General features: G+C 72.1%; 24 protein-coding genes and 2 tRNA genes. 17 read left to right on the forward strand and 9 right to left on the reverse strand.

The features are described 5' to 3' along the window. Window positions 1-101 precede the first annotated feature (101 nt). The 5 genes from LG324_RS02855 to LG324_RS02875 all read left to right on the forward strand — a co-directional run bounded on the left by LG324_RS02855 (window position 102) and on the right by LG324_RS02875 (window position 4,067). A complete protein-coding gene (locus LG324_RS02855; protein WP_030527005.1) occupies window positions 102-1,208 on the forward strand; it encodes a substrate-binding domain-containing protein in 1,107 nt (368 codons plus the stop codon). A gap of 2 nt (window positions 1,209-1,210) precedes the next feature. Next, a complete protein-coding gene (locus LG324_RS02860; protein WP_030527004.1) occupies window positions 1,211-2,233 on the forward strand; it encodes an ABC transporter permease in 1,023 nt (340 codons plus the stop codon). A gap of 85 nt (window positions 2,234-2,318) precedes the next feature. After that, window positions 2,319-3,152 carry an ATP-binding cassette domain-containing protein gene (locus tag LG324_RS02865; protein ID WP_084696580.1) on the forward strand — a complete coding sequence of 278 codons (834 nt, stop codon included), beginning with the start codon at window positions 2,319-2,321 and terminating at the stop codon, window positions 3,150-3,152. Between the two features lie 114 nt (window positions 3,153-3,266). Further along, entirely contained in the window at window positions 3,267-3,659 is a 393-nt protein-coding gene (locus LG324_RS02870) for a universal stress protein (RefSeq protein WP_207024085.1), read from the forward strand. 204 nt (window positions 3,660-3,863) lie between these two features. After that, window positions 3,864-4,067, forward strand: a complete 204-nt coding sequence (locus LG324_RS02875) for a cold-shock protein (RefSeq protein WP_030527001.1) — start codon at window positions 3,864-3,866, stop codon at window positions 4,065-4,067. Window positions 4,068-4,221: 154 nt separating this feature from the next. On the opposite strand, the gene LG324_RS02880 is transcribed toward LG324_RS02875, so the two are convergent. Next, entirely contained in the window at window positions 4,222-6,099 is a 1,878-nt protein-coding gene (locus LG324_RS02880; RefSeq protein ID WP_404351643.1) for a penicillin-binding transpeptidase domain-containing protein, read from the reverse strand. Window positions 6,100-6,258: 159 nt separating this feature from the next. Between LG324_RS02880 and LG324_RS02885 the strand changes: the two genes are divergently transcribed. Continuing rightward, a complete protein-coding gene (locus tag LG324_RS02885) occupies window positions 6,259-7,710 on the forward strand; it encodes an LCP family protein (RefSeq protein ID WP_404351645.1) in 1,452 nt (483 codons plus the stop codon). 178 nt (window positions 7,711-7,888) lie between these two features. Further along, window positions 7,889-9,355, forward strand: coding sequence for a mannitol dehydrogenase family protein (locus LG324_RS02890; protein ID WP_404351647.1), 1,467 nt, complete (start codon window positions 7,889-7,891; stop codon window positions 9,353-9,355). A 33-nt stretch (window positions 9,356-9,388) separates the two neighbouring features. Here LG324_RS02890 and LG324_RS02895 read toward each other — a convergent pair whose 3' ends face one another. Next, window positions 9,389-10,420, reverse strand: a complete 1,032-nt coding sequence (locus LG324_RS02895; protein ID WP_404351649.1) for an AraC family transcriptional regulator — start codon at window positions 10,418-10,420, stop codon at window positions 9,389-9,391. A gap of 258 nt (window positions 10,421-10,678) precedes the next feature. Here LG324_RS02895 and LG324_RS02900 point away from each other — a divergent pair, with 258 nt between their 5' ends. The 4 genes from LG324_RS02900 to LG324_RS02915 all read left to right on the forward strand — a co-directional run bounded on the left by LG324_RS02900 (window position 10,679) and on the right by LG324_RS02915 (window position 14,677). Further along, a complete protein-coding gene (locus LG324_RS02900) occupies window positions 10,679-12,046 on the forward strand; it encodes a sugar ABC transporter substrate-binding protein (protein ID WP_207024091.1) in 1,368 nt (455 codons plus the stop codon). A gap of 105 nt (window positions 12,047-12,151) precedes the next feature. After that, window positions 12,152-13,084, forward strand: coding sequence for a carbohydrate ABC transporter permease (locus LG324_RS02905; protein WP_030526996.1), 933 nt, complete (start codon window positions 12,152-12,154; stop codon window positions 13,082-13,084). Further along, window positions 13,081-13,896: a carbohydrate ABC transporter permease gene (locus tag LG324_RS02910; RefSeq protein WP_030526995.1), complete on the forward strand. Its 816-nt coding sequence runs from the start codon at window positions 13,081-13,083 to the stop codon at window positions 13,894-13,896. The genes LG324_RS02905 and LG324_RS02910 overlap by 4 nt, the downstream gene beginning before the upstream one ends. Window positions 13,897-13,933: 37 nt before the next feature. Further along, window positions 13,934-14,677, forward strand: a complete 744-nt coding sequence (locus LG324_RS02915; protein ID WP_404351652.1) for an SDR family oxidoreductase — start codon at window positions 13,934-13,936, stop codon at window positions 14,675-14,677. A gap of 302 nt (window positions 14,678-14,979) precedes the next feature. Here the strand turns inward: LG324_RS02915 and LG324_RS02920 are convergent. Continuing rightward, window positions 14,980-15,069, reverse strand: a tRNA-Ser gene (locus LG324_RS02920). A gap of 137 nt (window positions 15,070-15,206) precedes the next feature. On the opposite strand from LG324_RS02920, the gene LG324_RS02925 reads away from it, so the two are divergent. Beyond that, window positions 15,207-15,701 (forward strand): hypothetical protein, encoded by a 495-nt coding sequence (locus LG324_RS02925; RefSeq protein WP_404351654.1) that lies wholly within the window; start codon window positions 15,207-15,209, stop codon window positions 15,699-15,701. Here LG324_RS02925 and LG324_RS02930 read toward each other — a convergent pair. Both LG324_RS02930 and LG324_RS02935 read right to left on the reverse strand, forming a co-directional pair. Further along, window positions 15,626-16,147, reverse strand: a complete 522-nt coding sequence (locus LG324_RS02930; protein ID WP_404351656.1) for a GtrA family protein — start codon at window positions 16,145-16,147, stop codon at window positions 15,626-15,628. The genes LG324_RS02925 and LG324_RS02930 overlap by 76 nt on opposite strands. Then, window positions 16,144-18,264 (reverse strand): ArnT family glycosyltransferase, encoded by a 2,121-nt coding sequence (locus tag LG324_RS02935; protein ID WP_404351659.1) that lies wholly within the window; start codon window positions 18,262-18,264, stop codon window positions 16,144-16,146. Before LG324_RS02935 ends, LG324_RS02930 begins: the two co-directional genes overlap by 4 nt. 81 nt (window positions 18,265-18,345) lie before the next feature. On the opposite strand from LG324_RS02935, the gene LG324_RS02940 reads away from it, so the two are divergent. Continuing rightward, window positions 18,346-18,834 (forward strand): GNAT family N-acetyltransferase, encoded by a 489-nt coding sequence (locus tag LG324_RS02940; protein WP_404351661.1) that lies wholly within the window; start codon window positions 18,346-18,348, stop codon window positions 18,832-18,834. Between the two features lie 109 nt (window positions 18,835-18,943). Here the strand turns inward: LG324_RS02940 and LG324_RS02945 are convergent, their stop codons facing one another. Together LG324_RS02945 and LG324_RS02950 are read right to left on the reverse strand one after the other, a co-directional pair. After that, a complete protein-coding gene (locus LG324_RS02945) occupies window positions 18,944-20,446 on the reverse strand; it encodes a HAMP domain-containing sensor histidine kinase (protein WP_030526989.1) in 1,503 nt (500 codons plus the stop codon). 4 nt (window positions 20,447-20,450) lie between these two features. Then, on the reverse strand, window positions 20,451-21,191 hold the full coding sequence (locus tag LG324_RS02950; protein WP_404351663.1) for a response regulator transcription factor: 741 nt from the start codon (window positions 21,189-21,191) through the stop codon (window positions 20,451-20,453). Between the two features lie 166 nt (window positions 21,192-21,357). Here LG324_RS02950 and LG324_RS02955 point away from each other — a divergent pair, with 166 nt between their 5' ends. Further along, window positions 21,358-22,038 carry a hypothetical protein gene (locus tag LG324_RS02955; protein ID WP_404351665.1) on the forward strand — a complete coding sequence of 227 codons (681 nt, stop codon included), beginning with the start codon at window positions 21,358-21,360 and terminating at the stop codon, window positions 22,036-22,038. A 58-nt stretch (window positions 22,039-22,096) separates the two neighbouring features. Here LG324_RS02955 and LG324_RS02960 read toward each other — a convergent pair whose 3' ends face one another. Further along, on the reverse strand, window positions 22,097-23,923 hold the full coding sequence (locus LG324_RS02960) for a phosphoenolpyruvate carboxykinase (GTP) (RefSeq protein ID WP_404351667.1): 1,827 nt from the start codon (window positions 23,921-23,923) through the stop codon (window positions 22,097-22,099). 191 nt (window positions 23,924-24,114) lie between these two features. Beyond that, window positions 24,115-24,684 (reverse strand): dihydrofolate reductase family protein, encoded by a 570-nt coding sequence (locus LG324_RS02965; RefSeq protein WP_404351669.1) that lies wholly within the window; start codon window positions 24,682-24,684, stop codon window positions 24,115-24,117. Window positions 24,685-24,851: 167 nt separating this feature from the next. Here LG324_RS02965 and LG324_RS02970 point away from each other — a divergent pair. The 3 genes from LG324_RS02970 (at window position 24,852) to LG324_RS02980 (ending at window position 26,618) form a co-directional block, all read left to right on the forward strand. After that, window positions 24,852-24,924, forward strand: a tRNA-Arg gene (locus LG324_RS02970). Window positions 24,925-25,162: 238 nt separating this feature from the next. Then, a complete protein-coding gene (locus LG324_RS02975; RefSeq protein ID WP_404351671.1) occupies window positions 25,163-25,387 on the forward strand; it encodes a helix-turn-helix domain-containing protein in 225 nt (74 codons plus the stop codon). A 34-nt stretch (window positions 25,388-25,421) separates the two neighbouring features. Further along, window positions 25,422-26,618, forward strand: a complete 1,197-nt coding sequence (locus tag LG324_RS02980) for a tyrosine-type recombinase/integrase (RefSeq protein WP_404351673.1) — start codon at window positions 25,422-25,424, stop codon at window positions 26,616-26,618. The last annotated feature ends 221 nt before the right edge of the window (window positions 26,619-26,839 follow it).

Here is a 26,839-nt window from a genome sequence, read left to right on the forward strand (position 1 = left end):
CTTGACCTCGGCGCAAGCAGAGGGTACAACTGTGGCCTGACAACGTTGTCACCTGGCAGCGTCGTTCGGTCCAGCCCAGCACTCAAAGGAGAGTCACGGACATGCAGCTCCGTCAGATCCCCACGACGCGCACCGCCCGCCGTGCCGTCGTCTCGGCCGCGATCGTCGGCCTCGCCCTCACCAGCACCGCGTGCAACCGCGGCAGCGACGCCGACACCGGCTCCGGTGGGGAGGCCGCCGTCGGCGTCACCCTCATCACCAAGGACTCCACCAACCCGTTCTTCGTCGCCATGCAGAAGGGCGCGCAGGCCGACGCCAGCAAGAACAACGTCAAGCTCACCGTCGCCTCCGGCAAGCAGGAGGGTGACGACCAGGGCCAGATCACGGCCATCGAGGACGCGATCGCCCGCGGCGACAAGGGCATCCTCATCACCCCGATGTCCACCGGCGTCAACGCGGCGATCAAGAAGGCCCGCGACGCCGGCCTCTACGTCATCGCCCTCGACACCCCGCCGGACCCGGCCGACACCGTCGACATCACCTTCGCCACCGACAACCGCTCGGCCGGCAAGCTCGACGGCCAGTGGGCCGCCGCCACGCTCGACGGCAAGCCCGCCGTCATCGCGCTCCTCGACCTCTTCGACGACAAGATCGTCTCGGTCGACTACAACCGCGACCAGGGCTTCCTCGAGGGCATGGGCATCGACGTCGCCGACGGCAAGAAGAACGGCGACGAGGCCCCCACCGGCAAGTACACCGGCGGCAAGGGCGGCGACTACACGATCGTCTGCAACGAGGCCAGCAACGGCGCCGAGGACGGCGGCCGCACCGCGATGGAGAAGTGCCTCGCGAAGAACCCGAACATCAACCTCGTCTACACGATCAACGAGCCGGCCGCCGTCGGCGCCAACGCCGCCCTCAAGGCCGCGGGCACCCAGGCGACCATCGTCTCGGTCGACGGTGGCTGCGCCGGCGTCAACTCCGTCAAGGAGGGTGTCATCGGCGCCACCGCCCAGCAGTACCCGCTGAAGATGGCGACCCTCGGCATGGAGGCGATCGCCAAGATCGCCCGTGGTGGCGAGAAGCCGAAGACCACCGAGGGTCTCGACTTCTTCGACACCGGCGTCGCGCTCGTCACCGACAAGCCGGTCGACGGGGTCGAGAGCATCGACTCGACCAAGGGCTCCGAGATCTGCTGGGGCAACTGAGCATGAGCTCCACCACCGGTTCTGCTGCCGCCGAGTTCGCTCGGCGGCAGCAGTCGCCCCTCCAGCGCGTGCAGGGCCTCCTGCACAAGCGGCCGTGGCTCAGTCCGCTGTTCCTGCTGTTCGTGGCGTTCCTCGCCTTCTTCGTCGCGACCCCGACGTTCCTGACGCCGAGCTCGATGGGGATCCTGCTGCAGCAGACCGCGGTCGTCGCCGCGCTGGCGGTCGGCCAGACCATCGTCATCCTCACCGCGGGCATCGACCTCTCGGTCGGCGCGATCATGGTGCTCTCGATGATGGTCATGGCCTCCCTCGCTCGTGACGGCGGGATGCCCGGTCTCCTCGCGCTGCTCATCGGCGTGGCCCTCGCGACGCTCGCCGGCCTCGTCAACGGCCTGCTCGTCACGCGGATCAACCTGCCGCCGTTCATCGTCACGCTGGGCACCCTGAGCATCTTCACGGCCATCGCGCTGCTCTACTCGGGAGGCGAGAGCATCCAGGCCGAGCACCTGCCGCGGCTGCTCAACTTCCTCGGTGAGGGCTTCGGGATCGGGTCCTTCCGGCTCACGTGGGGGATCGTCGTCGTCGTCCTCATGTACGCGGTGATGGCGTTCGTGCTGTCGCAGACCGCCTGGGGGCGCTACGTCTACGCCGTCGGCGACGACGCCGAGTCCTCGCGGCTCTCCGGCGTCCCGAGCCGGCGCATCCTCCTCGGCGTCTACACCGTGGCCGGGCTCATCTACGGCCTCGCGGCGTGGATCCTCATCGGCCGGGCCGGCGCCGCCACCCCGAACGCGGTGCCGGACGCGAACCTCGCGTCGATCACCGCGGTCGTCATCGGCGGCACGAGCCTCTTCGGCGGCCGGGGCCGGCTCATCGGCACCCTCATCGGCGCGCTCATCGTCCAGACGTTCTCGTTCGGGCTCTCGCAGCTCGGCGTGAACCAGCAGTGGCGCTACCTCGCGACCGGTGTGCTCGTCGTCGTCGCGGTCGCCATCGACCAGTGGATCCGGAAGGTCAAGGCATGAGGATCACCCCAGAAAGTTCGCCCACGCGAAGCGTGGGACCCGCGCTCCTGTGGTCCATGCGGGGCATGTCCATCGAGGGACCCCGATGAGCACCATCGACAAGCTCCCGCTCACGGTCGACCACATCCCGGAGGACCGTCGGCACATCTACGACGCCGAGCCGATCCTCTCCGCCCGCGACCTCGTCATCACCTTCGGGCGCGTCGTCGGCCTCGACGGCGTGAGCCTCGACCTCTACCGGGGCGAGGTGCTCGCGGTCATCGGCGACAACGGCGCCGGCAAGTCGACGCTCATCAAGTGCCTCACCGGGGCGTACCTGCCGGACTCCGGCCAGCTGCGGCTCGACGGCAAGGACGTCGCCTTCCGACGGCCGCAGGACGCCCGCGAGGCCGGCATCGAGACGGTCTACCAGCAGCTGGCCGTCATCCCCGCCCTCGACATCGCGAGCAACCTGTACCTGGGTCGCGAGGAGCGCCGCAAGGGCATCCTCGGCTCGGTGTTCCGGATGCTCGACAAGGGCGGCATGGAGAAGCGCGCCGGCAAGTCGGTCCAGGACCTCGGCATCCAGACGATCCAGAACATGGGTCAGGCCGTCGAGACGCTCTCCGGTGGGCAGCGTCAGGCAGTCGCCGTCGCCCGGGCCGCGGCGTTCGGGTCCAAGGTCGTCGTCCTCGACGAGCCGACGGCCGCGCTCGGCGTCAAGGAGTCGGGGATGGTCCTCGACATGGTCAAGCAGCTGCGTGACAGCGGCCTGGCCGTCATCCTCATCAGCCACAACATGCCGCACGTGTGGGACGTCGCCGACCGCATCCACATCCAACGGCTCGGGGGCTGCGCCGGTGTCATCACGCCGCAGTCGCACGACATGGGAGAGGGCGTCGCGATCATGACCGGCGCCAAGACGCTCTCCCGGTCCTGATCGCGTGGCGCCGCACCTGTACCTGTCACCAGGTGCGGCGCCACGTCCCAGGTGGCGGGCCCGCCGGATGACGCCGTGTGCCTCGGGTTCCCCTCTGCGCGAACCGGACCGGCGATGACCATCGTCGTGGGCTACGTCCCGCGCAGCGACGGGCTCGCCGCCCTCGAGGCCGCGCTCGCCGAGGCCGCACGGCGTGACGAGCCGCTCGTCGTCGTCAACGCCGGCGCCGACGCGGACCCCCGCGGCACGGGCCGCGCACAGCGTCGCGACATCGAGGCGATGTGCGCCGACCTCGCCCGCCGCGGGGTGCCCGTCGAGGTGCGCCAGCCGGCCCGCGGCCTCGCCCCCGCCGACGAGCTGCTCGAGGCGGTCCGCGCCTGCGGGGCGCGGCTGCTCGTCGTCGGCCTGCGCGACGGGGGACGCCCGGGGTCCGGCGACACGACGGTCGTCCGGCTGCTCGCCGAGGCCGAGTGCGACGTCCTCGTCAGCCGCTTCGTGCGGGGCTGAGCGGCCTGCGCTCCCGGTCCGTGGACGCGGGCGCCGCGGACCCGGCGCGGCGTGGCGCGCTCTGCTAGTTTCGTGACCGGTTGCAGCAACAGCAGTACCTCGAAGGTCGAACCATCCTCGCGCCACAGGGGGCTGGAGTCGCATCCACGGCCGGCGCGCAGTGTGCCGGGCGAGTGACACACAGGAAAAGGAAGTACCCCCCACATGGCACAGGGCACCGTGAAGTGGTTCAACGCCGAGAAGGGCTTTGGTTTCATCGCCCAGGACGGTGGCGGCCCCGACGTGTTCGTTCACTACTCCGCCATCGACACCCAGGGCTACCGCAGCCTGGACGAGAACCAGAAGGTCGAGTACGAGGTCACCCAGGGCCCCAAGGGCCCGCAGGCCGAGCAGGTCCGCCCGATCTGACGCCGGTCTCCTCCGACTGACGACGACCCCGCCCGGGTGCACCGGGCGGGGTCGTCCGCGTCCGGGCCCGGCTGTCGCCCCGTCCGCCGAGGTCGAGGGCGCAGACGGCCGCCGGGGCGACCACGTGCGCACTCGACGCCGTGCAGGGGCGCGGTCAGCGCTCGGCGAGGGCGGTGAGGAACCGCTTGGCGACCGGCGCCGCGGTCTGCCCGCCGCTCACGCCCTCCTCGACGAGGACGGCGAACGCCACCTGCCCCTGGTAGCCGGTGAACCACGTGTACGGCTTCTCGTCGACGCCGTGGTCGGCGGTACCGGTCTTGCCGCGGACGGTCCCGCCGGGGGTGCCGCGCAGCGTCGTCGCGGTGCCGCTCGAGACGACCTCGCCCATCATCGCGCGCAGCTGCGCGACGGCCTGGCCGTCGAGCGGGGTGGGCCGTGGCGTCGTGCCGCTGCGCACGAGCACCGGCGGCACGTAGGTGCCGCGCGCGACGCTGCCCGACATCACCGCGAGGGAGAGCGGCGAGGCCTCGGTCCGGGCCTGGCCGATGACCGCTGCGGCCTGGTCGGTGCCCGTGCGCGTCTCGGGGATGCTGCCGTCGAACGCGCCCGCGACGCCGAGCGTCGACCCCCATCCCGCCCCGATACCGAGCGCCTTCGCCGCCTCGGTCAGGTCGGTCGTGCCGAGTCGCTGCGAGAGCGAGATGAAGGCCGTGTTGCACGAGTGCGCGAAGTCCTGCGCAAACGGGACCGAGCCGGGGATGGACTCGCCGGCGTAGTTGCGGAACGAGCGGCCGTCGACGGTGATCGTCTTCGGGCAGGGCACGGTGCTCGTCGGGGTGGTGAGGCCCTTGGTCAGGTAGGCGTACGTCGAGGCGATCTTGAAGGTGGAGCCGGGCGGGTACTTGCCGGTGATCGCGCGGTCGAACCCGCTGCTCGGGGAGCTCGCGGCGGCGAGCACCTCGCCGCTGCGGACGTCGACGGCGACGACGGCCCCGGGGACGCCGAGCTTCGCATCCGCGAGGGCCTGCTCCGCCGCCTCCTGGACGCCGGGGTCGAGGGAGGTGCTGACGTCCGAGCCGGCCGTCGGGGCGGACTCGAAGACCGTGCGGTCGCCGGCCTCGACCGTGAGGCCCGGGCGCCCCGCGAGCTCGGGGTCGTACTGCCGCTGCAGCCCGCTGATGCCCGCGCGGTCGCCGGCGACGTACCGCCCGTCGCTGCCCTCGACGACCTCGGCCGTCACCTCCCCGACGGAGCCGAGGAGGGGCTGGCCGAACGTCCGCGTCCGGCCGAGGGGCTGGGTCGCGCTCGGGGCGATGACCCCCGTGATGGCGTCGAGCCGGGCCTCGCGCGAGCGGTAGTCGGACTCCCGGTAGGTGATGACCGGGATGGGCGCCTGCGACCCCGACTTCTCGCGCTGGGCCAGCGCCTCGACCACCGAGCCGGCGCGCACCCCGGTCACCTTCTCGAGCGCCGCGGCGTCGGCGGCGTCGGCGCGCACGGGGTCGAGCTGCACCTGGTAGACGGTGCCCTGCGGCATGAGCGGCTCGCCGTCGCGGTCGAGCAGGTCGCCGCGGGTGGGCGCGGTGCGCTTCAGGGCGAGGCGCTCGCCGGCCGCGAGCGAGGGGTGCCACGGGGAGCCGTCGGTCGGGCCGGCGACGAGCCAGCGGTCGCCGCGCTCGACGAGGCGCACGGGGGTGCGGTAGCTCCACGCCACGTCGCCGGGGAGCGTCCACGTGACGTCGAGGGAGGCGGTGGCGGTGGCTCCGTCGCGCGTCAGGGCACCGGGACGCGCGGACACGGACGCCGACCCGAGGCCCTTGACCGCCGCCGCGAAGTCCGTGCCCGCGCCGCCGGTCGCGAAGGGGACGGCCGAGAGGTCCTTGCCCTGCCAGGCGGCGGCGTAGCGGGCCAGGGCGGCCCGGGCCGCGTCGTCCTGCGCATCGCCTCGGGCGAGCGTCCACCACGCCCCGCCGCCGGCCACCACGACCAGCGCCGCGACCACCCCGAGCACCCACCCCGTGCGACGTCCCATGGGGACATCCAACCCGATGGGCCACCGGGCCGCCCGACGCGACGCCGGTGCTCGCGTTTCCAGCCGCCGCACAGGTGGCGTCCGTACACTCGGACGGTCGTCCGTACCTCTTTCGCCCGGCCCACCGGCCGGACACGGTCGGCACCGAAGGAGCAGACCGTGTCGCAGCCCACCCGGAGGGCGCGCGCCGAGCGCGCGCGCGCCACGCGTCGACCCCGGCGCCGGCGCATCGTCACCGTCCTCGTCGTGTTCGTCGCCGTGGCCACCCTCGTCGGCGGCGCCGCGTGGTGGCGCCTCGACGGCAACATCAGCCGGCTCGACATCAGCAGCGCGCTCTCGCAGGACCGTCCGACCCCGGTGGACGCGGACCCGACGAACATCCTCCTCATCGGCTCCGACACCCGGGTGGGGCAGGGCACCGGCGACGGTGCGACCGTCCAGGGGGCCCGCTCCGACACCACGCTCATCGCGCACCTGTCCGGTGACCGCAAGCACGTCACCGTCGTCTCGATCCCCCGTGACTCGATGGTGCCCATCCCGCCGAACTGCGACGCGAAGGTCCCCAAGCAGCAGTGGCCGGTGCAGCAGTTCAACGCCGCGTTCAGCCTGGGCGGCCCCGCCTGCCTCATCAACACGATCGAGGCGAACACCGGGGTGTTCATCAACCACTTCGCGGTCGTGGACTTCAACGGCTTCAAGGGGATGGTCGACGCGCTCGGGGGCGTCCCGGTCTGCACCCCCGTCGCCATCGACGACCGGCGGGCGCACCTCAAGCTCGCGGCCGGGCGCCACGTCCTCGACGGCACCCAGGCGCTCGGCTACGTGCGCGTCCGCTACACCGAGGGTGACGGCTCCGACCTCGGCCGGATCAAGCGTCAGCAGGCGTTCCTCTCCTCGATCGTCCAGGAGGCCACCCGCACCTCCCTGCTGCTGCGGCCCGACAAGCTCTACGGCTTCCTCGACGCGGCGACCAGGTCGCTGACGACCGACGAGGACATGGGGCTCGGCACGATGCGCGACCTCGCGACCTCGGTGCAGGACGTCGGCATCAAGAACGTCGCGTTCGTCACCGTGCCGGTCGAGCCGTACACGTCGGACGCCAACCGGGTCCAGTGGACCTCTGCCGCCGAGACGCTGTGGACGAAGATCCGCACCGACGAGCCGCTCGACGGCCCCACGAAGAAGCCGACGCCGACCGCCAGCGCGGCGCCGCTGACCGTCAGCCCCGCCGACGTCGCCGGTGTCGCGGTCGTCAACGCGACCGGGGTCGACGGCCTCGCCAAGCAGGAGGCCGACGCGCTGAAGGTCCAGGGCTTCCCCCTCGTCACGACCGCCTCGACGGCCGAGCGCACCGAGGGCGTCCTCGTCCAGTACTCCTCCGGGCAGGAGCAGGCGGCCCGCACGGTCGCGGCCGCCTTCCCCGGCTCGAAGACCGAGAAGGCGGACGGCCTCGGCACGACGATCCGCGTGGTCATCGGCCCCGGCGCCAAGACCGTCGTCGAGCTGCCGAACCGCCTCGGGTCCGACCCGGTCCCCAGCCCGTCGATCAGCCCGCCGTCCCCCGAGAAGACGATCGAGGCCCGCACCGCCGACCAGGACATCTGCGCCTGAGGCGCGGTCCGGCCGCACCGGGCGGTCGGACCGATACGAAGTCCTCGGGTGCTGGTGCTTTCGTTCCCGTCCCGGCCCGGGGTCTCCCCACGCGGCCCGAACCTTGGTTTCATGCGGGACGGACCCGCGACGTCGCGCGTGACAGCGGCGGCGGGCCGCGCGCGAAAGGACCCCTCCGGTGACCGCACTCACGACGACCGCGCCCGACGCGGGCGTGCCGAGCCCCTCGTACGACCGCACGACCGCCACGGTCGGCATCGTCCACTTCGGGTTCGGTAACTTCCACCGCTCCCACCAGGCGATGTACCTCGACCGCCTCATGGAGCGCGGCGAGGGCCTCGACTGGGGCATCTGCGGGGTGGGGGTGCTGCCGCAGGACGCCGCGATGCGTGACGCGATGCGCGCCCAGGACTGCCTCTTCACGCTCGTCGTGCGGCACCCGGACGGCTCGCTGGAGCCGCGGGTCGTCGGGTCGGTGCTCGAGTACCTCTACGGGCCGCAGGACGCCGAGGCCGTCTACGCCCGGCTCTGTGACCCCGCGGTGCGGATCGTCAGCCTCACGGTCACCGAGGGCGGGTACCTCAAGAACGCCGCGACGGGGGCCTTCGACGCGACCGACGCCGCGGTCGTCCACGACGTCGAGCACCTCGAGAACCCGCGGACGGCCTTCGCGTACGTCGTCGAAGGGCTGCGGCGCCGGCGCGAGGCCGGCCTGGAGCCGTTCACGGTCCTCTCCTGCGACAACCTCCAGGGCAACGGCGAGGTCTGCCGCCAGACCGTCACCGGCTTCGCCCGCCTCGTCGACCCGGCGCTCGCGGACTGGATCGAGTCGTCGGTCTCGTTCCCCAACTGCATGGTCGACCGCATCACGCCCGCGACGACCGACGCCGACCGCGAGTCGCTGCTCGCCGACTTCGGCATCGAGGACCGCTGGCCGGTGCCGGCCGAGCCGTTCACGCAGTGGATCGTCGAGGACGAGTTCCCCCTCGGCCGACCGGCGCTGGAGCAGGTCGACGTGCAGTTCGTCGACGACGTCAAGCCCTACGAGCTGATGAAGCTGCGCCTGCTCAACGCCAGCCACCAGGCGCTGGCCTACCTCGGCGCCCCGGTCGGGTACACGCTCGTCGACGAGACGATGCGCGACGAGCGCATCCGCACCTACCTCGAGCGCTACATGGCCGACGAGGCCGCGCCGACGCTCGGCGAGCTGCCCGGCATCGACCTGCCGGGGTACATGGCGACGCTGCTCGAGCGGTTCGCCAACCCGGGCATCCGCGACACCCTCGTCCGCCTGGCCACCGACGGCGCGAACCGGATGGCGACCTTCACCCTCCCGGCCCTGCGCGCCAACCTGGAGGCCGGGCGACCGGTGACCCTCGGGGCGCTCATGGTCGCCGCCTGGGCCGAGTACTGGGCCCTCATCGCCCGGGGTGGCCTGCCGGAGAGCGAGGTCCCGCCCGAGGTCCACGCGCAGGCGCTGCGCGAGGCGGCGTCCGACGACGACCCGGCGGCGTTCCTGCGCATCGAGGCTGTGTTCGGCGACCTCGCCGACGACGAGCGCTTCCGCGAGGAGTTCCTGCGGATGCGCAGCGCGCTCGCGGCCGAGGGCGTGCCGGCCACGCTCGACGAGGTGCTGGGGGGCTGAGCGGGCCGGGCGCCGTCGGGCGCCGTCAGGACCTCAGGGCTCGACGGGCGCCCGCAGGCCGAGGCTGAAGACCTCGGGCGGCGGCTTCTGCGACGACTCGAGCTTGCGGTACGACGTCGGCGTGGTGCCGACCTCGGCGAGGAACTGCCGGTTGAAGTTCGCCATGTTGTGGTAGCCGCTCATCGCCGCGACCTGCGCGATCGGGTGCTCGGTCGTGTCGATCAGCCTGCGCGCGTGGGCGATCCGCAGCTTCTTGACCATGTTGCTGAAGGTCATCCCGGTCGCCGACTTGAAGTACTTCGAGAACGTCGGCTCCGACATGTAGGCCATCCGCGCGGCCGTCGAGAGCCGGATGTCGCCGGTGAGGTTCTCGAAGATGTACGCGAGCCCGGCCTCGACCGCGCCGAGCGAGCCGGCGTCGGTCGGCCGGCCGAGCCACTCGCTGGCGACGACGTCGCGCTCCTCCGGGGGAGCGGCCGCGAAGAGCCCGAGCAGGCGGAAGAAGTGCGCCATCTGCTCGGCGCCCTGGGTGCGCGTCACCTCGAGGATCGTCTCGGCCGCGCGCCACGCCGTGGCCCCGGAGAAGACGAGCCCGCGCGTCGAGAGGCGCAGCACCTCGTCGACCTCCTGCAGCTCCGGGATGAGCCGCATGCACTGCCGGATCCAGTCGTCGGAGAACTGGATCACGGCGTCGCGGTCGACGGCGACCTGGCCCGGCTCGAGGTCGCTCACCCAGTCGTGCGGCAGGTTCGGGCCCATGATGCTCACGTGGCCGGGGGAGAAGGTCCCGACGTGGTCGCCGGCGATGAACGACCCGTGCGACTTGGTGATGAGGTGGATCTCGTACTCGGGGTGCGCCCCCCAGCCGCAGATCTCGCTCGGGAAGTCGTGGGTGAGCACGCGCAGGGCGTGCTGGGGGTGAGGCGGGATGATCTCGCGCCGCGGGGCGTCGGGGTAGGGGCCGCGCACCAGGGGGGTGTCGGGCTCGGTGCCCTCGACGGCCAAGGAGGGGAAACCCGCGAGCTTGAGCCGGGGCGTGCCGGTGGACTGATACGAAATCGTCACCACTCCTCGTTGACATCCTCGTCAGGACCCCGCTCACGGTGCCGCGTGCAGCGGTGCCGCTCAGCCGTACGGTCGCCCGCACGGGTGAGCACGGAAAAATAGTACCGAAACGACGAGGCGCATGGTCCTTGTCGCCCGGCGCGCCCGCCTTCTACGTTGCCGGTGTTCCACCGCGGCAAGGCGACGCGGAACGCTCCCCGGGCTCGGGGACCTCCTCCCGGGGACGGGTGGGGGAAAGACCTACCAAAGGAGTTAGGCATGCTCACCACGAAGCGCGCCCTGACCTTCGGCGCCGGTGCGCTGGCTTCGGCCCTCGCCCTGGCCGCCTGCTCGTCGGGGAACGTCTCCACGGACTCGGGCTCCGCCGGTGGCGGCGGGGGCGGGAACGTCACCCTCAACGTGGCCACCGTGAACAACGGCCAGATGAAGGACATGGAGAAGCTCAAGTCCGAGTACGAGAAGGCCAACCCCGGCACGACCGTCAACTTCCAGGTCATGGAGGAGGGCGACCTGCGCGCCGCCGTGACCGCGGACGTCGCGAGCGGCGCCGGCCAGTACGACATCGTCACCATCGGCGCGTACGAGACGCCGCAGTGGGGCGCCAACGGCTGGCTCGTCGACCTCACGCCGGACCTGCAGTCCGACTCGGCCTACGACGTCGACGACCTGCTCCCGCCGGTGCGCGACGTCAACACCTACGACGGCAAGCTGTTCGCGGTCCCGTTCTACGGCGAGTCCTCCATCCTCATGTACAACAAGGAGGTCCTCGACAAGGCGGGCGTCACGCTCGGCGACACCCCCACCTGGCAGCAGGTCGCGGACGCGGCCAAGAAGGTCAACTCCGCCGACATGGCCGGCATCTGCATGCGCGGCAAGCCCGGCTGGGGTGACCTCTTCGCCCCGCTGACGACGGTCGTGCAGACCTTCGGCGGCAACTGGTACGACGAGCAGTGGAACGCGACGGTCGACACCCCGGAGTGGAAGCAGGCCGTCACCTTCTACAAGACGATGCTCGACGAGTCCGGCGAGAAGGACCCGGTGTCGTACAGCTTCAACGAGTGCCTCACCGCGCTCAAGGAGGGCAAGGCCGCGATGTGGGCCGACGCCTCCGTCGCCGCGTCGATGCTCGAGGCCGACGACTCGCCGGTCAAGGGCAAGATGGGCTACGCGCACATGCCGGTCGAGAAGACCCAGCAGTCCGGCTGGCTCTGGAGCTGGAACCTCGCCATCCCGTCCTCGACCAAGCAGAAGGACGCCGCGCTGAAGTTCGTCAAGTGGGCGACGAGCAAGGACTACATCAAGCTCGTCGGTCAGCAGATCGGCTGGTCCAACGTGCCCCCGGGCTCGCGCACCTCGACCTACGAGATCCCGGAGTACAAGGAGGCCGCGGCCGCCTACGCCCCGATCACGCTCGACGTCATGAGCTCGGTCAACCCCAAGCAGCCGGGCGTCAACCCGCAGCCGTGGGTCGGCATCCAGTACGTCTCGATCCCCGAGTTCCAGGACGTCGGCAACCAGTGCGCCCAGCTCGTGGCGGACTACCTCGCCGGCCGCTCGTCGGTCGACGACGCCCTCGCCAAGTGCCAGTCGCTCGCCCAGGCCGCGGGCGACAAGCACAAGAGCTGACCCGCAGCACCCCGTGAGCGACGGGTGCCGAGGCCGGTCCCCCCGGCCGGGCTCGGCACCCGTCGCCACATCCCCGCCAGACCGCTCGCACAAGGGAGTGCCCAGATGACCGTGACCGAGCTCGACACGGTGGAGGCCGAGACCGCCACCGAACCCAGGCGGGTGAACAAGAAGGAGCTGCGGACCGCGCGCGGGCTGCTGCTGCCCGCCGTCATCTTCCTGATCCTCCTGACGCAGGTCCCGTTCGTCGTGACCATCGTCTACTCGCTGCTCCGCTGGAACCTGCTGTACCCCAACGACCGCGGGTTCACGGGTCTGTCCAACTACGCGTCGGCGCTGACCTCGGGGGACCTCTGGCCCTCGGTGCTGGCGACCGTCCTCATCACGGCCTTCTCGGTCATCCTCTCGGTGGCCCTCGGGATGATCTTCGCGATCCTCCTCGACCGGCCCTTCCGCGGCCGGGCCATCGCCCGCACGCTGATGATCACGCCGTTCCTCGTCATGCCGGCGGCGGCCTCGCTCATCTGGAAGTACTCGATGTTCGACACGAACATCGGCATCCTCAACTGGCTCTCCCGCACGCTGGGCCTGCCCGTCGTGTCGTGGTCGACCGAGCACCCGATGCTCTCGGTCGTCATCGTCCTCACGTGGCAGTTCACCCCGTTCATGATGCTCATCCTCCTGGCCGGGCTGCAGGGCCAGGACAAGGGCATCCTCGAGGCCGCGCAGGTCGACGGCGCCGGCACGTGGCGCACCTTCACGTGGATCACGCTGCCCCACCTGCGGATGTACGTCGAGATCGGCGTCCTCCTGGGGTCGGTCATCATCCTCCAGGTCTTCGACCCCATCGCCATCCTCACCAAGGGCACTGGCGGCACGAAGACGCTGGCCTACCTGCTCTACGAGCGGGCCTTCATCGGCCTGGACGTCGGGCAGGCCGCGGCCTACGGCGTGGTCACGGTGATCCTCACGATCATCGTCGCGACCGTGGCGCTGCGCACCCTCTTCAAGGTCTTCATGGCAGGAGGCAGCCGATGAACCGCTCGCTCCGTGGCTCCCTGGTCACCGCGCTCACGTGGGTGCTCGTGCTCGCGTTCTTCTTCCCCGTCTTCTGGATGATCCTCAACGGCTTCAAGCCCGAGTCGGTCGCCTCGTCGGTCAACCCGAAGCTGTTCTTCTCGCCGTCGACCGAGGGCTACCAGCTCGCGATGGACCGCGGGATGAAGGGCTACCTGCTCAACTCGGTGACCGCGGCGGTGACGGCGACGATCATCGCGGTCGTCCTCGCCATCCCGGCGGCCTACGCCCTGTCGATCCGCCGGGTCAAGAACGTCGAGAACGCGCTGTCGTTCTTCATCTCGACGCGGTTCATGCCGCTGGCCGCCGTCGTGCTGCCGCTGTTCATGATCCTCAAGACGCTCGGGCTGCTCGACAACATCTACATGCTCGCCGTCGTCTACGGCGCAGTGAACCTGCCGGTGGCGGTGTGGATGATGCGTTCGTTCTTCCTCGAGGTGCCGTTCGAGATCATCGAGGCCTGCCGCGTCGACGGCGCCGGCCTCGGCCGCGAGATCTTCCGGGTCGCGCTGCCGCTCGTGCTGCCCGGCGTCGCGTCCGCCGCGCTCATCACGTTCATCTTCAGCTGGAACGAGTACTTCCTCGCGACGCTGCTCACCTCCTCGGCCGCCCGCACGACGCCGCCGTTCCTCGGCTCGTTCGTCGACGGCCGCGGGCAGTTCCTCGCGGTCCTCTCGGCGGCGGCGACCATCGCCGCGCTGCCGGTCATCGTCGCGGGCTGGGTCGCCCAGAAGCAGCTCGTCCGCGGCCTGTCGATGGGAGCCATCAAGTGACCCGGACGTCGTCCCCTGCTCGTCGGGTCGTGGTCTGATGCCCGCGCCGAGCCGCGACCTGACCGGCACGGTCGTCGCCGTCACCGGAGCCGGCGGGGGCATCGGTGGCGCGACGGTCCGGCTGGCCGTCGAGGCCGGGGCCCGCGTCGTCGCCGGGGACCTGCGCCCCGAGGGGCTGGACCGGCTCGTCGAGGAGCTGGGGTCGGACCACGTCGTCCCCGTCGTCGGCGACGTCCGCCACGAGGAGACCGCCGACCGGCTGGTCGCCGCCGGGGTGGAGGCGTGGGGCCGGGTCGACTCGGTCGTCGCCAACGCCGCCGTCGGCTTCTACGGCGGGGTGCTCGACCAGAGCGCCGACGAGGTCGAGCTCATGGTCGACGTCACGCTCAAGGGCACCATCTGGACCACGCGGGCGGCGGTGCGGCAGTTCCGCGCCCAGGGCGACGGTGGCGACCTCGTCGTCCTCGCCTCGGTCGCGGGCCTGCTCATCGGCGGTGGCAAGGAGGCGGTGTACGCCGCCACGAAGGGCGCCCAGGTGAACCTCGGCTACGCCCTCGACCGCGAGCTGCGCGGCGAGGGCATCCGGACGACGGTCATCGCGCCCGCGGGGGTCAACACCCCGTTCGCCGCGGCCGACGGACGCTTCGGCGACGGCGACCCGTCGCAGGGGCCGTTCATGGACCCGGCCGACATCGGCGGCGCCGTCGTCCACGTGCTCCAGCAGCCCCGGCGGATGCGCACCGAGCTCTGGACGATGTGGAGCCTCGCCGAGCAGCACTGAGGCATCCCCCGAGCGACCGCCGGCCGGCGACCCTGCCCGGCCGACCGGCGGTGCCGTCACGGGGCCCCCGGGAGTGACTGGGCCTTCCCGGGGGCCTCGTCATGCGCCTGCTCCGCGCCTGCTCCGCGCCTGCTCCGCGCCTGCTCCGCGCCCGTCCCGCTGTCGGTACCCCGTCGAGTGAACAGAACACGCCGTGCGCGCCGGGGTGCCGGCGGCGTGTCCTGTTCACTCGACGGGTGAGAGGCGTCGGGAGACAGCGAAGTCCCCCGGGGGCGCAAGCTTCCCCGGGGGACTTCTTCGTGCGGAGGCGGAGGGATTTGAACCCTCGATGGGCGGTTAGCCCAAACCGCATTAGCAGTGCGGCGCCATAGACCGGACTAGGCGACGCCTCCAACGCTTGCACAGGGTATCCGGCACGGGACCTGCGGGCAAAAGCGCCCCGCCCGGTGACCGGCGACCCATCGGACGGACGGCCCGGGGTCGGCCGGATCGCGGGACGGAGCCCGCGGACGGCTGCCACACTGCCGCCGTGTCGAGTGCCCCGTTCCCGCAGCCGCCGTCCCCGCAGCCGGTCCATCCGCACCTCGCGGGCCCGGACCCGATGGCGCCGCCCGTGGCGCTTGCGCACGCCTCGACCGGGGGCGGCGCCGCCGTCGGGTGGGCCGTGGGGGCCGCCGTCGCGTCGGGCGTCGCGGTGGTCCTCTCCGTGGTGGCGCTGCTCCTCGCCGGCAGCGGGTTCTTCGCCGGCGCGGTCGACGACGGCGGCGGATGGGCGGAGTCGGTGCGCGGTCAGGTGACCGCGCTCCCGGACGGTGCGGCGCTGAGCGGCGACCGGCTCGAGTGGGCGGTCGGCGCCGCCGAGAGCGACTTCGGCTGGACCATCGACGACCTCAGCTGCCCCGACACCCCGGCCGTCACCACGTCGACGGTCGTCGTGTGCACGGGGACCTACGAGGACGCGGACTGGACCGGGGCCGTGCTGTTCGAGGACTCCGTCGGCGGGTTCGTCGTCGCCGAGTTCTGAGGCCCGCGGGGCGCGAAGACCCACCAGCGCATCGCGGCGTACTTGACCGCCGTCGCGGCGACGGTGGTCACGGCGACCACGCCGGTCTCGACCCACGTCGGTGCGTCCGGCGCGACGTGGGCCAGCAGCGCCAGCCCGCCCGAGGTCATCGCGAGCGTGAGGGACAGCACGAGCAGCCCCTGCAGCTGATGGCGTGCGACCCCCTCGCGGCCGCGGATGCCGAACGTCCAGCGCCGGTTGGCCCAGGTGTTCGCGACGGCGGCGACGAGCAGGGCGACGGCGTTGGCCACCTGGGGCGTCCCGAGGAGCGTCCGCAGGACGACGAAGCCGCCGAGGTGCAGGACGGTGCTCGCGACCCCGATGACGGCGAAGACGAGCAGCTCGCGGGGTACCGACCCCCGCGAGCGCACCGGGGCGGCGCTCGCAGGGGTCCGCACGACGGTCACTGCCCCGAGCCCGTCGTCGTCCGGGTCAGGTCGTAGAACGTCTGCCCGCCGATGGTCTGCGCGGTGAAGTGCTGCGAGACCCAGGTCGCGATCTCGCTCGAGGCGCTCGAGCCGCCCTGCTGCCCACCGAACCCACCGCCGGCGAGGAACCAGTGGATGCGTCCGTCCGCCACGTACTGCTGGAACTGCGCGAGGGTCGGGGAGGGGTCCGAGCCGTTGAACCCGCCGACGGCCATGACCGGCAGCTCGGTGGCCAGCTGCAGACCGGCCGCGTTCTGCGACCCGACGGCGGCCGCGACCCACGTGTAGCTCGACGCGTCGGCGGTGAGGGCCTCGACGACCGCGCTGTCGGGGGTGGTGGCGTCGAGCAGGCCGCCCATCCCGCCGCCCCGGGACGTCCCGCCCTGCGTGGTGCCGCCCTGCGTGGTGCCGCCCTGTGCGGTGCCGCCCTGTGCGGTGCCGTTGCCGAAGGGCGCGGTGCCGCCGTTGGGGTTGGTGGTGGTGCCGCCGGGTGCCTGACCGGGCATCCCGCCCTGCCCGCCACCGGGGCCGCCCTGCGGCATGCCCCCCGGCATCCCGCCACCGCTGGGTCCGCCACGGCTGCCGGCCGGTCCGGCCGTGACGATCGACCCGCTGTGCCCGGTCGCGAGCGTCGAGGCGGAGTACGCCGCGGGGCCGGCGAGCCCGGCGACGACCGCGAGGGCGGCCACGGGGGCGAGGCCTCGGCGGTGGAGCCGGCCGGCGACGAGGAACATCAGGGTCGCCGCGAGCCCGAGCGCGAGGACGGTGAAGCGCAGCCACCCGCCGTACGAGGTCGTGCGGGAGAGGAGGACGAAGCCCCAGACCGACGCGGCCGCGGTGCCGGCGGCGAGGGTGAGGGCGCCGAGGGCGTCGTGCCGTCGCTCCCACGCCTCGCCGGCGCCCATCCCGACGAGCGCGGCGATCGCCGGCGCCAGGGCGACCGTGTAGTACTCGTGGAAGATCCCCTGCATGAGCGAGAACACGAGCGCCGTGACGGCGAGCCACAGGCCCATCGCGAGGTAGGCGGCACGCCGGCGGTCCGTGCGTGGCGCTCGGCCGCGCAGCGCGAGCCCGGCGACGAGCAGGACCAGCGCGGCGGGCAGCAGCCACGAGATCTGGCCGCCGACCGCGGAGCCGAACATGCGGAGGAGGCCGACGCCGTCGGAGAAGCCGCCGCCACCGCCGACCCGGCCGACCTCGGAGCCGTCGAGTCGTCCGAGGCCGTTGTAGCCGAAGGTCAGCTCGAGGAAGGAGTTGGTCTGGCTGCCACCGATGTACGGGCGCATCGAGGCCGGCGTGAGCTCGACGACGGCCACCCACCAGCCGGCGCTCACGAGGAAGGCCGCCCCCGACAGCAGGCCGCCGACGAGTCGCCGGCGGATGGGGGTGTCCGCGCAGACGAGCCAGACGATCGCCACGGCCGGCACGACGAGCAGCACCTGGAGGCTCTTCGTGAGAAAGCCGAGGCCGGTGAAGACACCCGCGAGGGCGATCCAGCGGTAGGAGCCGGCCTCGACGGCCCGCAGCGTCGCCCAGATCGCGAGGGCCATGAGCAGGGTCAGGAGGGCGTCCGGGTTGTTGAACCGGAACATGAGGACGGCCACCGGGGTCAGCGCGAGCGCGACGCCGGCCAGCAGCGCCGCGCCGTGGCCGAAGCGCCGGCGCACGGCCGCGTGCGTGACCCAGACGGTGCCGACGCCCATGAGCACCTGCGGCAGGAGCATCGCGAACGAGGAGAGGCCGAGGAGGCGCACCGAGAGGGCCATGACCCAGAGCGACGCCGGCGGCTTGTCGACGGTGATCGAGCTCGCGGCGTCCGAGCTGCCGAAGAGGAAGGCCTTCCACGAGACGCTGCCGGCCTGGACCGCGGCGGAGTAGAAGCTGTTCGCCCACCCGCTCGCCGTGAGGTTCCAGAGGTAGGCGGCGGCCGTGACGACGAGGAGGGCCACGAGTGCCGGCCGGGCCCACGCGGGGTCCTCGGCCGGCCCCCGAAGGGTGCGGGCCAGGCGGCCGGTCCTCGGGGTCGTCGTGGCGGGGTGCGTCGCGAGGTCGGGGGTCCCGGGGCCGGAGGCCGTGCGCAGGGTGGCGGTGTCCATGCGTCCACGGTCCGGTCCGGGGCTGTGGCGCTCCTGTGGTCGTCCTGTCGCCCATGGATGACCCGGTGCGAGGATCGGGAGGTGACCGTCACCGTCCGTCCCGCCCGCCCCGACGAGCTCGCCGCGGTCGGCGAGCTGACCCTCGCCGCCTACGCCGCTGACAGCGGCATGACGCGCGAGCACCCGTACGCCGCATCGCTGCTCGATGCGGGGGCGCGCCTGCGCGACGCCGAGCTGCTCGTGGCCGAGCAGGATGGCGCGGTCGTCGGCACCGTCACCTACGTCCGCCCCGGCACGCCGTTCGCGGAGGTCGGCGGGGAGGGCGAGGCCGAGGTGCGGATGCTCGCCGTGTCGCCCTCGGCCCGGGGCGCCGGCGTCGGCCGCGTCCTCAGCGAGGCGTGCGTCGAGCGGGCGCGCTCCGAGGGGTGCCGGGCCGTCGTCCTGTCGAGCGCCTCGTGGATGCTCGCCGCCCACCGGCTCTACGGGCGGCTGGGCTTCCGGCGCCGGCCGGACCGCGACTGGTCGCCGCGTCCCGACATCGACCTGCTGGCCTTCCGTCTCGACCTCTGACAACCCCCGCCGCTCCTCGACCCCACTGATTGCCCATTCGCCACCTCCAGGGCCGCGTGGGAGCGCTCCCGAGGTGGCGGATGGGCAAGAAGTCGGGTGGGGAGGTGGGTCAAGAGGCGGGGAGGAGGACCGAGAAGGTGGTCGCGCCCGGCTCCGAGGTCACCTCGACCCGCCCGCCGTGGGCCTGCCCGACCGCAGCGACGATGGACAGCCCGAGCCCGGTCGACCCCTGTGCACGGCTGCGCGAGTCGTCGCCGCGCACGAAGCGCTCGAACACGGTGGGCTGCAGGTCACGGGGGATGCCGGGCCCGTTGTCCGACACCGAGATGCGCACCATGTCGGCCTCGGGCCGCAGCCTGGTGACCACCCGCGTCCCGGACGGGGTGTGGGTGCGGGCGTTGGCGAGGAGGTTCGCGAGGATCTGGTGCAGGCGGGCGCCGTCGCCGGTGACCTCGACGGGCTCCTCGGGGAGGTCGAGCTCCCAGCTGTGGTCGGGGGAGGCGGCGTGCGCGTCGCTCACCGCGTTGACGGCGAGCAGTGACAGGTCCACCGGCTCGCGCTCGAGGGGGCGACCGGAGTCGAGGCGGGCCAGCAGGAGGAGGTCCTCGACGAGCTCCTGCATCCGCAGGGCCTCGGACTCGACGCGGCCGAGGGCGTGGGTGACGGTCTCGGGCACCGGCTCCCGTTCGCGGCGGGTCAGCTCGGCGTAGCCGCGGATGGACGCGAGCGGGGTGCGGAGCTCGTGCGAGGCGTCGGCGACGAAGCGGCGCACCCGCATCTCGCTCTCCTGCCGCGACTGCAGCGCCTGCTCGACGTCGTCGAGCATCGTGTTGAGGGCGAGGCCGACCTGGCCGACCTCGGTCCGGGGGTCGGCGTCCCGCTCCGGGACGCGGACGGCCAGCGACACGTCGCCGGAGTCGAGCTGGAGGGTCGAGACCCGGCGGGCCGTCGCGGCGACCCGGTCCAGCGGGGCGAGGCTGCGGCGCACCACCACCGCGCCGCCCACGCCGACGAGGACGAGCCCGACGACGGTCCCGCCGACGACGAGGGCCAGCAGCTTGCCGAGCAGCTCGTCGACCGGACGAGTCGAGACGCCGACGACGAAGGTGCCCCCGTCGCCGATGCTGCGCGAGGTCACGAGGTAGTCGCCGAGGTCGTTGCCGAGGGAGATGCGCACGGGCTCGCCGCCCTCGACGGCGCTCGCGAGGCGGCGGATCTCGTCCGCGCTCAGCGTGCCGTCGGTGTTGGAGCGGGTGACCACCTGGTTGAGCGGGTAGCCGCGCGGGTCGGTGGCCACGGCGCCGGAGGCGGTCAGCCCGAGGACGAGGGTGCGGTCGCTGCCGGGAGCCCCGGGTGGCTGGCCGTCGCCGAAGCCGCGCCCGTCGTTGTCGTCGTCGAACACGCCGCGCCGGTCACCGGCGCGGAACAGCGCGCTCTGGAGGTCCTGGCTCAGCTGGCCGTCGAGGTAGCGCCGGGTCTCGACGACGGTCAGCGCGCTCGTCGCGAGCATGACGAGGGTGAACAGGACGAGGACGCCCGCGAGCAGCTGCGCGCGCAGGGTCCAGCGCGAGGGCCGCGCGAGGGCCGCGGGCCGGCGCAGGGCAGGTGTCATCGGCTCACTCGGCCGGCTTGAGGACGTACCCGACGCCGCGCATGGTGTGGATCATCGGGGCGCGTCCGACGTCGATCTTCTTGCGCAGGTAGGAGATGTAGAGCTCGACGACGTTGGCCTGGCCGCCGAAGTCGTAGTTCCACACCCGGTCGAGGATCTGCGCCTTCGAGAGCACGCGCTTGGGGTTGCGCATGAGGTAGCGCAGCAGCTCGAACTCGGTGGCGGTCAGCTGGATCTCGACCCCGCCGCGCGTCACCTCGTGGCTGTCCTCGTCGAGCGTGAGGTCACCGACGACGAGGACCGAGTCGCTGTCGGCGGCGGCGATCGCGGTGCGCCGCATGAGGGCCCGCAGCCGCGCGACGACCTCCTCGAGGCTGAACGGCTTGGTCACGTAGTCGTCCCCGCCGGCGGTCAGGCCGGCGACGCGGTCCTCGACGGCGTCCTTCGCGGTGAGGAAGAGGACGGGGACGTTGGGGTCGTCGGCGCGCATCCGCCGCAGGACCTCCATCCCGTCGAAGTCGGGGAGCATCATGTCGAGGACGACGGCGTCGGGCCCGAACTCCTTCGCCGCGCGCACCGCCTGGATGCCGCTCGCGGCGCTGCGGACCTCCCAGCCCTCGTAGCGCAGCGCCATCGAGAGCAGCTCGGTGAGGTTCTGCTCGTCGTCGACGACGAGGACGCGCACCGGGCTGCCGTCGAGGCGGGTCAGGGCGGGCGCAGGGGCGGGCTGCTGGCGGGTCGGCATGCGCCCACTCTGCGGTGACCGGCTTGGCCCTCCCGATGCGTCACCTGTGCGCTTCCTGTGTGCCACTCCTCCAATCTGCCAGCCGGGTGCTGGATGCGCCACAGGTTCGTGACAGCCGGGGGAGTGAGGGTGCACGCAGCCATCCGCCCGACGAAGGAGACCCTCGATGAGCGCGCGCCGCGACGAGCACGACCCCGTGACGCCCGGTTCCCCTCCCGCACAGCCCACCCCGGCCGACGAGACCGCCGCGCTCCCGGTGGCCGGAGAGACGCACGAGATGGCCCCCGCCACGGGTGCCACCGAGACCGCCGCGCCGGCCTGGGCCTCGCCCGGTCCGGAGGCAGCGCGACCCGTCCCGCCGAGCAGTGGCCCGGTGACGACGTACGGCGTGCCCGCCACGGCGGCTGCCGCCCCGTCGCCGGCGCCCGCTGCGGGCGACGGCTTCACGTGGCGTCGGCCGTGGGCCGGCTGGGGCACGCCGTCGCGGTGGTCCGGTCCGCGGACCGTCGTGGCGCTCGTCGTGGCCCTCGTCGTCGGCGCCCTCGGGGCGGCCGGTGCGACGGCGGCCATCACCCAGTCCGACGGCGGGCGCGGCGGGTTCGGGCAGGGGCGCTTCCCCGGCGGTGGCCCGGGCCAGCAGCAGGGCGGGCAGGGGTTCGGCGACCGACACGGGTTCGGTGACCGCGACGGCGACCACGACGGTGGCCGTGGTTTCGTTGACCGGGACGGCGACGGCGACCGCGGCGGCCTGCCGGGCCTCCCCGGTCAGCAGCCCGGCGCGCCCGGCCAGCAGGGCGGGACCTCGACCGACCCGGGTGACGCGAACGGCACCTCGCCCTCCACCTGACGGCACGGCAGGGCCCCGCCGGTGCGCATGCCGGCGGGGCCCTGTCGTGTGCTGCGGCTCAGGCCTTCTCGAGCCGCTCCTCGAGGGCGGTGAGCTCGTCGGCGAGGGCGGCCGGCAGCCGGTCGCCGATGGTGTCGAACCACTCGTGGACGAGCGGGACCTCGGCCTTCCAGTCCTCGGGGTCGACGCGCAGGGCCTTGGTCACCTTCGCGGCGGCGGCGGGGTCCATCCCCGTCGTGTCGATCGCCCCGGGGGCGGGGACGAGACCGACCGGTGTCTGCACCGCGTCGGCGGTGCCGTCGAGGCGCTCGACGACCCACTTGAGGACGCGGGCGTTGTCGCCGTACCCGGGCCAGAGGAACGAGCCGTCCTCCTCGTCGCGGCGGAACCAGTTGACCTGGAAGATCTTCGGCAGCTTCGCCGGGTCGGCCTTCGCACCCATGTCGAGCCAGTGCTGCATGTAGTCGCCGGCGTGGTAGCCGATGAAGGGCAGCATCGCCATCGGGTCGCGCCGCACGACGCCGACGGCACCGGTGGCGGCGGCGGTCGTCTCGGACGAGAGGGTGGCGCCGACGAAGACGCCGTGGGCCCAGTCGCGGGACTCGTAGACGAGCGGGACGGTGGTCTTGCGGCGGCCGCCGAAGAGGATCGCGTCGATCGGCACGCCGTCCGGGTTGTCGTACTCGGCGGCCATCATCGGGGTCTGCTTCGCGGGGGTCGTGAAGCGGCTGTTCGCGTGGCTGCTCGGCACGCCGGACTCGGGCGTCCAGTCGTTGCCCTTCCAGTCGGTCAGGTGCGAGGGCGGCGCCTCGGTCAGGCCCTCCCACCAGACGTCGCCGTCGTCGGTGAGGGCGACGTTGGTGAAGATCGAGTTGCCCTTCTCGACGGTCCGGACGGCCTGCGGGTTGGTGTGCATGCCCGTCCCCGGCGCGACGCCGAAGAGACCGAACTCGGGGTTGACGGCGTAGAGCCGGCCGTCGGGGCCGAAGCGCATCCAGGCGATGTCGTCACCGACCATCTCGGCGGACCAGCCGGCGAGCGTCGGCTCGATCATCGCGAGGTTGGTCTTGCCGCACTGGCTGGGGAAGGCGCCGGCGACGTAGTGGACGCGTCCCTCGGGCGAGGTGAGCTTGAGGATGAGCATGTGCTCGGCCATCCAGCCCTCGTCGCGGGCCATCGCCGAGGCGATGCGCAGGGCGTAGCACTTCTTGCCGAGGAGGGCGTTGCCGCCGTACCCGCTGCCGTAGGACCAGATCTCGCGGGCCTCGGGGAAGTGGGCGATGTACTTCGTCGTGCTGCACGGCCACGGGACGTCCTGCTGCCCGGGCTCGAGCGGTGCGCCCACCGAGTGCAGGCCCTTGACGAAGGGCGCCCGCCGCTCCTCCATCGCGCGCAGCACGGGGGTGCCGATGCGCGCCATGATCCGCATGTTCGTCACGACGTACGCGGAGTCGGTGATCTCGACGCCGAACATCGGCACGGTCGCGTCGAGGTGGCCCATGACGAACGGGATGACGTACATCGTGCGACCGCGCATCGAGCCGCGGTACAGCTCGGTCATCGTCGCGCGGAGCTCGGCGGGGGCGACCCAGTTGTTCGTCGGGCCGGCGTCCTCCTCGCGCTCGGAGGCGATGAAGGTGCGGTCCTCGACGCGTGCGACGTCGGTCGGGTCCGACTGGCAGAGGAAGGAGTTGGGCTTCTTGCGCTCGTCGAGTCGCACGAACGTGCCGGCGTCGACGAGCTGCGTCGTGAGGCGGTCCCACTCCTCGCGCGAGCCGTCGCACCACACCACCTCGTCCGGCTGCGTGAGGGCGGCCACCTCGTCGACCCAGGACTGCAGGTCGGGATGGGTGGTCCGGGGGAGGGTGCTGGTCGTGGTCGTCATCGCGGGGTCCTTCCGCCGCTACCGGGTGGGGTCGGTCACCGGGCGACGGGCTCTCGACGCTGTCGGGAAGGAACCTCGGCGGCCCATCGCTCAGGGCCTCACCCCCACCGTAGGACCGTCGTTCGCGGGGGTCGAGAGGCCGCGGGGCGGCGCGCTTGTGAAACTCTTCACAAGATGGCGAGGGCCGGGTGTCAGTGCCGGACGTCGTAGACGGCGAGGGTCACGCCGTTGCCGTAGACGGCGTGCTCGACGAGGTCCAGGGTGCCCGGACCGGTGTCGGGGCCGACGGTGAAGAGCCGCTTGCCGGTGCCGAGGACGACCGGAAAGACGAGCAGGTGGTAGCGGTCGACGAGCCCGGCGGCGGCGAGACCCTGCGCCAGGAGGGCGCTGCCGGCGACGAGGATCGGCCCGCCGTCGCCCTCCTTGAGCCGCGCGACGTCGTCGAGACCGCGCAGCACGGTCGTCGGCTGCCAGCCGGGGTCGGTCTCGGTCAGCGTCGTCGAGACGACGTACTTCGGCATCCGGTTGAAGCGTGCGAACTCGTCGTCCATCGACGGCCAGACCGGGGCGAACTCCTCGTAGGTGGAGCGACCCATGAGGAGGGCCTCGGACTCCTCCTGCTCGCGGCCCTTGATCTCGTAGGCGGCCTCGTCGAACGGGACCTCCTTGAAGGTCCAGCCGGCGCGCGGGTGCGTACCGCCGCCGGGGGAGTCCATGACCCCGTCGAGGCTGACGAAGGTGCTGACGACGAGCTGGCGCACGGGGTTCTCCTGGCGTTCGGTGGATGGCGTCGACGGTACGACCGGCGGCCCGCTCGGAACTCATCGGTGCGGTCGGCAGGCGCCCGGTCGACGGGCTCCGGGGGCCGATTTCTGATGCGCGCCGGAGGTCCGGTAGTCTGCTCTCTCGTTGCGCCTCGGCGTGACGGGCGCCCGTAGCTCAACGGATAGAGCATCTGACTACGGATCAGAAGGTTAGGGGTTCGAATCCCTTCGGGCGCGCAGAACGGATGGGTCCGTGACCTGCGGAAACACCAAACGAAGGCGCTCGCCGGCCACTGGCCACCAAGCGGCTGTGGCCCCAAAACTGGCCCCAAAACCCACACTGGCCGCGCTGTCGGGACGGGTCGTCGCCTGTCGGACAGGGACGGAGACCACGACGCCGGGAGCTCGTGAGCGCGTCTGTTCCGGGGGATGCGGCGGTGACTCTTGGGACGGCGCTGACCGCTTTCGGACTGACATGGAGACCATTAACGCCACCGTCAGCCCCAACCCGTCCTCGACCGACACCCTGCTCCTCACCCTCGATGAGGTGGCTCGGCATCTGCGTTGCGCGCGACGCAGCATCGAGCGCCAAGTTGCAAGCCATCGCCTGCACGCGGTCCACCTCGGACGCTCGGTGCGCGTGGAGCGCAGGGAGCTCGAACGGTTCATCGCGCAGATGCGCGAGCCCGACGATGCCTAGGCCCCGGAAGCCGGCCGAGCAGAGCACCTCCACCGTGTACAAGGGCGCTGACGGCCACTGGCACGCTCGCGTCACCATGGACCGGCGGCCGGACGGGACCCGGGCCCGCAAGCACCTGCGACGACGCACGAAGGCCGAGCTGCGTGAGGCTGTTCGGGAGCTCGAGCGCTCGCGGGACACTGGGACGTTCGTGTGGACCGAGGATGACGTGACGCTGGCCACGTGGCTCGAGCACTGGCTGGAGACGATCCTGCCGATGACGGCTCGGTGGAAGACGCTGTCGACCTACCGCAGCCAGATGCGCGTGCACGTGGTCCCTGCGTTGGGTGGGCGCAAGCTCAGCGAGCTGCGGCCCGAGCATCTGGAGGAGCTGTACCGGGACATGGCCGCCCAAGGGCGGTCACCACACGTGATCCGCGCCGTTCACCGCGTACTGCGCTCCTCGCTGAACGAAGCCGTCCGCCGGCGACGTATCGCGCACAACCCGGTCATCGTGGCCAGGCCTCCACGCGCGGCGCTTGTCGAGGTGGAACCCTTGTCCGTGGAGGAGACCCGTCGAGTTCTCACGGCTGCGGCTGGCACCAGGCATCCGGTGCGGTGGTCAGTCGCCTTGGCTCTCGGACTGCGGCAGGGAGAAGCCTTGGCGCTGACCTGGCCGGATGTCGACCTCGACAAGGGCGTGCTGCATGTTCGGCGTTCCGCTCAACGGCACACGTGGAGCCACGGCTGCGGGGGCATACATGGGCAGCCGGTATGCGGCCAACAGCGCGGAGCGCACTGTCCGCGACGCAAGAGTGGCGGACTGCTCCTCGTCGAGACCAAGACGTCGGCCTCCCGACGCAGGATCGTGCTGCCCCAGCCGCTGGTGGAGGAATTTCGCACCCAGCGCGTCGCAGTCAGGCAGGCCAGGCTGGCTGCAGGACCGGACTGGGACTCCACACTCGACCTGGTCTTCCCCAGTGCGACGGGAGGGCTCATCGACCCCGCACGCGATAACCGGGACTGGAACAACCTGGTTGCCTCCGCAGGCGTGCGACACGTGAGACTGCACGATGCTCGCCACACAGCGGCGACCCTGCTGTTGCTGCAGGACGTCGACATTCGGACGGTGATGTCCATCATGGGCTGGACTGAGATGGCCACCGCGCAGCGGTACACCCACGCAGTGGACGAGCTGCGGCTGCGTGCCGCGCGTCGGATGGGTGACCTCCTCTGGGCTCACACGGACTAGCTCGTTGCGTGCGGCAACTCCCCTGATGTGGGTTCTTCCACGCTGACCCGCTTGCGGTCATCGTTGGATCGGCACATGAGGGTCAGCGCTATTAGCTCAGCACCGTGGAACGCCGGAGGGACTGCTGGGCCTGGTCATACACATGCACGAGGTACTGCGTCTCTTCGCCCAGATAGGGCTACCCCTCCACTGGCTGCACGGCGCCCACTCAGTTGTGGCAT

Origin of the sequence: Phycicoccus jejuensis (assembly GCF_044797865.1) — a bacterium.
Lineage (GTDB): Bacteria > Actinomycetota > Actinomycetes > Actinomycetales > Dermatophilaceae > Phycicoccus > Phycicoccus jejuensis.